Origin of the sequence: Gemmatimonas sp. UBA7669, from assembly GCF_002483225.1 — a bacterium.
GTDB lineage: Bacteria > Gemmatimonadota > Gemmatimonadetes > Gemmatimonadales > Gemmatimonadaceae > Gemmatimonas.
In genome coordinates this window covers 59,454-62,418 of sequence record NZ_DLHL01000045.1, presented here as the reverse complement: position 1 = coordinate 62,418, position 2,965 = coordinate 59,454, and the positions used below count along the sequence as shown (strand labels likewise).

The following is a 2,965-nucleotide window of genomic DNA, read 5'->3' as shown; positions in this document are numbered from 1 at the left end:
CCCAGCCAAGAAGGCCCCAGCCAAAAAGGCTGCCAAGAAGGGCGCAAAGCGCCGGTGATGTTCTGGTGAACATCGCCACCGAGCAGCCGCCGTTTGCGCGGCGGCTGCTCGACGCCCTGCCCTTCACCATCTGGTCGGTGGACCTCGAAGGGCGCATCACCGCGGTCAACAGCGCGTGGGCGCGATTCGCGTCAGACAACGGAGCACCCGACATCGCGCCCGAATCGGCCGTGATCGGGTGCTCTGTGTTTTCGAGTGTCGCCGACGACCCCTCGCGATTGCAGATCGAGCGGGCCATGCGCATGCTGCGTGAAGGGCATACGCAACTCGTGCGCTGGGAATTCCCCTGCAGTTCGCCCGAAGAAGAGCGGGTCTTCCTCATGCAGGTCACCGCGCTGCGGACGAACGGAGTGGTCACCGGCTACGTGTTTGCCACGGTGGACATCACGCCCGCCCACCGCAGCCGTGAAGCCCTCATCAACACGGGCATTGCGCTGGCCGAAGCCATCGCGCTCGACCAGGTCTACCAGGAGGTGGCCGCACAACTGCGGCGCGCCATCCCATCCACGGGCCTCATCATCGCGCTCGTGGACGATGAGAACCAGCAGTTCCGCATCGTACACCGCGTCCTCAATGACGCGGGTCGCAGCGAGCGTTCCGACGACGACGTGGTGCACAAGCTCTCTGCGCCGTGGCGGCAGGCGGTGTATGTCGGCGGGCCCGTCATCGTCGAAACACCCGAGCAGGTCGATCTCACCGTGCCGCTGGTGGGCTCTGACACCGTGCTCGGCGTGATGACCCTGCGTGCCCTGCCTATCGAGTCCGATCAGGCACGCGAGGAAGCGCAGCGCGTGCTCACGGTCATTGCGGCGCAGACGGCCGTGGCCATTGAACGCGCACGACTCGTGCGACAGGTGGAGCAGAAGCGTCGCCTCGAAACCATCGGTGAAGTGGCGGCCGGTGTGGCACACGAACTGCGCAATCCGCTGTTCGGCATTTCCAGTGCCGCGCAGATGTTGCACATGCGGCAACGCGACGATGCCGTCGTCGAGCGCAACGTGGGACGCATTCTGCGTGAGGTCGAGCGACTGAATCGGATGGTCACCTCGCTGCTCGAGTTTGGCCGTCCGCACTCCACGCGTCTCGCGCCCGTCGATCCCGATGCCGTCTGGGACGACATCCTCGAGAGTGAACGGGCCCGTCTGGCCACCAAGCAGTTGCGGGTCGAGCGCGAACGGGTGGTGTCACCCATGATGTCACTGCTCGACGCCGAGCAGTTCGGACAGGTACTGCGCAACATCCTCGTCAACGCCTTCGATCACGCGCCGGCCGGCAGCACGCTGCGGCTCCTGAGTCAACCGGCCCCGCACGGCGGCTGGCGCTGCCGTCTCACCAACGGCGGGCCGGCCATCCCGCCCGACGTCCTGCCGCGCGTGTTCGAGTTCTTCTATTCGGCCAAGACGGGAGGCACGGGCATTGGCCTCGCGCTGTGTCAGCGCATCATGGACGAACACGGCGGCTCCATCGCCATCGAGAGCTACGAAGACACCGGCACCACCGTGACGTTGACCCTGCCGCCGTCGCCGGCCACGTGAGCCACAGCTCGTGACGCTTTCGCTGCTGGTGGTGGACGACGACGCAACGGTTCGCGAGACGCTCGTCGAGTACTTCGACACCTTTGGCTGGACCGCGCGTGGTGCCGGCACGGCCACCGCAGGCCGACAGATGGTGGCCGAGCATGCGCCGGATGTGGTGCTGCTCGATCTGCGATTGCCCGATGCCGATGGACTGCGTGCGCTCGACGCGCTGCGCGCCGACGATCCCGAGCTCGCGGTCATTGTCCTGACCGGATTTGCCGACGTGCGTACCGCCGTGCAAGCCATGAAGCACGGCGCCGCCGATCTGCTGGAGAAGCCCGTCGATCTCGAGGTGCTCACACAGGCGGTGCAACGTGCGGCGCAGCGCGGACGCATGAAGCAGGAGCTCGAACTGCTGCGAGCTCGCGTTCGCGCCGACAGCGCTGACACCCCGCAGCTCGCACCCACATTTGATGAGCTCATCACCCTCGCCGCACAGAACGCCGACGCGCCCGTGTTGCTGCAGGGTGAGACAGGCACTGGCAAGGGCTACGTGGCGCGGCAGATTCACGATCGCTCCGCGCGCGCGTCCGCACCGTTTGTGGAGATCAACTGCGCATCGCTGTCCACCACGTTCTTCGAAAGTGAGCTGTTCGGCCACGAGCGCGGCGCTTTTACCGATGCGCGGCAGGCCAAGCGCGGATTGCTCGAAGTGGCGGACGACGGTACGGTGTTTCTCGACGAGATCGCTGAACTGGGCGCCGAAGTGCAGCCGCGACTGCTCAAGGTCCTCGAAGAGCGCAGCTTCCGGCGGCTCGGTGGCACCACCCTGCTGCGCAGTCGGGCCCGAGTGATTGTGGCCACGCATCAACCCCTGGCCGACGCCGTCGCAGATCGTCGGTTTCGCGCCGACCTGTATTACCGCCTGCAGGTGCTCACCCTCACGTTGCCGCCGCTGCGCGCACGTGTGGAAGACATCCTGCCCATGGCGCAGCATTTTCTGCCACTCGGCAGCACGCTGACGCCCGCCGCGGAGGCCGCGCTCACCGCCTACGCCTGGCCCGGCAACATTCGCGAGCTCAAGAACACCTTGTGGCGCGCGTCCATTCTGGCGCGCGGCGACGCCATTGATGTGGTGCACCTGGGCTTGCCGGTCGAGCTGCCGGCATCGAGCAGAAGCCGGACTGGTACGACGGTCTACACCCTCGAAGAAGCCGAGCGTGAGGCCATTCGCGTGGCGTTGTCAGCGGCAGACGGGAATCGGTCACAGGCGTCCCGTATGCTCGGGATCGCGCGATCCACACTGCTGGAGAAGCTGCGGCGCTACGGGTTGTAGGGGATCGGGGGGCCAGGGAACAGACGGTGTGAGGATGGGAGGATCTGGGGAT

At 66.3% G+C, this 2,965-nt stretch carries 2 protein-coding genes; both read left to right on the top strand.

From position 1 onward, the window contains the following. The first annotated feature begins 65 nt into the window (after nucleotides 1-65). On the top strand, nucleotides 66-1,595 hold the full coding sequence (locus B2747_RS12710; RefSeq protein WP_291161420.1) for an ATP-binding protein: 1,530 nt from the start codon (nucleotides 66-68) through the stop codon (nucleotides 1,593-1,595). A 10-nt stretch (nucleotides 1,596-1,605) separates the two neighbouring features. Continuing rightward, complete coding sequence (locus tag B2747_RS12705; protein ID WP_291161417.1) at nucleotides 1,606-2,913, top strand: sigma-54 dependent transcriptional regulator; 1,308 nt, start codon at nucleotides 1,606-1,608, stop codon at nucleotides 2,911-2,913. Nucleotides 2,914-2,965 lie beyond the last annotated feature (52 nt).